Source organism: uncultured Leifsonia sp. (assembly GCF_945957465.1).
Taxonomy (GTDB): domain Bacteria; phylum Actinomycetota; class Actinomycetes; order Actinomycetales; family Microbacteriaceae; genus Leifsonia.
In genome coordinates, this window is record NZ_CAMFLC010000110.1 from 1 (window position 1) to 2,829 (window position 2,829).

1 protein-coding gene and 1 pseudogene are annotated in these 2,829 nt (G+C 67.9%); one reads left to right on the forward strand and one right to left on the reverse strand.

Annotated elements, in window-relative coordinates; genetic code table 11:
• On the forward strand, positions 1-503 hold a 503-nt coding region (locus tag Q0Q23_RS19920), incomplete at its 5' end, for a hypothetical protein (RefSeq protein ID WP_295128501.1).
• A 167-nt stretch (positions 504-670) separates the two neighbouring features.
• Here Q0Q23_RS19920 and Q0Q23_RS19925 read toward each other — a convergent pair.
• Positions 671-2,829, reverse strand: a pseudogene (locus Q0Q23_RS19925) (DNA-directed RNA polymerase subunit beta'); the annotation flags it as partial.

The following is a 2,829-nucleotide window of genomic DNA, read 5'->3' on the forward strand; positions in this document are numbered from 1 at the left end:
GCGGCGCGACGAGCGGCTCGACCTCGGGCTCGAGCACGCCGACGCCGCAGAAGACCTCCCCGTCGCCGAGCCCTTCGGCGACCTCGGCAGCCCTGCCGGCCGACTGCAAGGCGCTCCTCTCCGCGGATGTGCTGTCGCAGCTGGGCGACACTCCGCTGAACTCGCCGGTGTTCGGGCCGAGCGGTGTGCAAGCCGACGGCAGCCTCATCTGCATCTGGGCGGATCCGAAGGCCGATACGACGAGCATCACGACGACGATCTCCCGCAAGTACCGCGGCGAGGCGCTGGACATGCTGAACGGGCTCGTGAAGACCGAGGGCTTCAGCTGCTACACCCCGTCCCAGGGCACGCGCTGCGAGAAGGAGTGGGCGGATCCGACCTATCCGGTCACCGACGGACGCACCCTGTTCTGGCGCGACGACGTCCTGATCGACACCCGGTACTCGAACCTCGCACCCACCGGCTACACCTCGAGCATCGTGGCGAGCATCTTCGGATCCTGACCCGCCCGCCGTCGCGCTCCGGTCGCAGAAGATGTCGCTGAGACGCGGTCGGAACGACATCTTCTGCGACCGGAGCGAGGAACGGGATCCCGGACCCGGATACGCGAAGACCCCCGGATCCGTGCGGATCCGGGGGTCTTCGTCAAGCGATCAGGCTCTCGCCTCGATCAGTTGTAGGTGCCGGGAGTGATGTCGTCGGTCGAGAACGCGTCGAAGTCGACGTAGCCGAAGTCGCCCTCGGCGTACGCGCCGTCGGATGCGAAGATCCGGTTCGGGTAGCGCTCGCTCTTGGCCTCCTCGGTCGCCTCCACCGTGATGTCGCGGTAGCGGCGCAGGCCGGTCCCCGCGGGGATCAGCTTTCCGATGATGACGTTCTCCTTGAGGCCGACCAGCGGGTCGCTCTTGCCCTCCATGGCGGCCTGCGTGAGCACGCGGGTCGTCTCCTGGAAGGACGCGGCCGACAGCCACGACTCGGTCGCGAGCGACGCCTTCGTGATACCCATCAGCTCCGGGCGACCGGACGCCGGGCGCTTGCCCGCCGCGACGGCCTCGCGGTTGACGTCCTGGTAACGACGGGCGTCGAGCATCTCACCGGGCAGCAGGGTCGTGTCGCCGTGGTCGACGACGGTGACCTTGCGCAGCATCTGGCGCACGATGACCTCGATGTGCTTGTCGTGGATCGGCACACCCTGGGAGCGGTACACGTCCTGCACGCCGCTGACGAGGTAGCGCTGCACCTCGCGGGCGCCCATGACGCGCATGACCTCCTTGGGGTCGAGCGTGCCGACCTGCAGGGGGTCGCCGACCGAGACGTGCTGGCCGTCCTCGACGAGGAGCGTCGCACGCTTCAGCACCGGGTAGACCACTTCCTCGTCGCCGTTGTCGGGCGTGAGGATGACCTTCTTCGACTTGTCGGTCTCCTCGATCGTGATGCGGCCGTCGGCCTCGGCGATCGGGGTGGCGCCCTTCGGGGTACGGGCCTCGAAGAGCTCCTGCACACGGGGCAGACCCTGCGTGATGTCACCGGCGGAGGCGAGGTGGAAGGTACGCATCGTCAGCTGGGTACCGGGCTCACCGATCGACTGGGCCGCGATGATGCCCACGGCCTCGCCGATGTCCACCGTCTTGCCGGTGGCGAGCGAGCGGCCGTAGCACTGCGCGCAGACGCCGACGGCCGAGTCGCAGGTCAGCACGGAGCGGACCTTGATCGACTCCACGCCGGCCGCGACCAGCTTGTCGATGAGCACGTCTCCGACGTCCTCACCGGCGGTCGCGACGACCTCTCCGGCCGCGTTCACCACGTCGGACGCGAGCGTACGGGCGAACACGGAGTTCTCCACGTTCGCGTCGCGCACCAGCTCGCCGGCGCTGTTCGGCGCGGCGATCGGCAGCTCCAGGCCCTTCGACGTGCCGCAGTCGTCCTCACGGATGATGACGTCCTGCGAGACGTCGACCAGACGACGGGTCAGGTAGCCCGAGTCGGCCGTACGCAGAGCGGTGTCGGCGAGACCCTTACGGGTACCGTGCGTGGCGATGAAGTACTCCGCCACCGACAGGCCCTCGCGGTACGAGGAGATGATCGGACGCGGGATGAACTCACCCTTGGTGTTGTTCACCAGACCGCGCATACCGGCGATGTTACGGATCTGCAGCCAGTTACCACGCGCTCCCGAGGACACCATGCGGTTGATGGTGTTGTCCTCCGGGAAGTTCGCCTGCATCTCGGCCTGGACCTCGTTGGTCGCCTTCGTCCAGAGCTCGACGAGCTCCTGACGACGCTCGGCGTCGGTGGTCAGACCCTTGTCGTACTGCGCCTGGATCTTCTCGGCCTGCTTCTCGTAGCCCGCGACGATCTCCGCCTTGTTCGGCGGGGTGATGACGTCGCTGAGCGCGACGGTCACACCCGAACGCGTGGCCCAGTAGAAGCCGGCGTCCTTGATACGGTCCAGCGATGCGGCGGTCTCGACCTTGGGGTACTCCTCGGCGAGCTTGTTGACGATCTGCGACAGCTTGCCCTTGTCGGCGACCTCGCGCACGAACGGGTAGCCCTTCGGCAGGGTGTCGTTGAAGATCGCCTGGCCGAGCGACGCGTCCACGAGACCGTGGGCGTCGTAGCCCTCGGGGGCCTCGCCCTCGAGGAACGTGAGACCCGGGATGCGGATGCGGACCTTCGCCTGCAGGTCGAGGGTGCCCTCGTCCTTCGCGAGGATCGCCTCGCCCACCGAGCCGAACGCACGGCCCTCGCCGAGCGCACCGGACTTGACCGTGGTCAGGTGGTGCAGACCGATGATCATGTCCTGCGAGGGCAGGGTGACCGGGCGGCCGT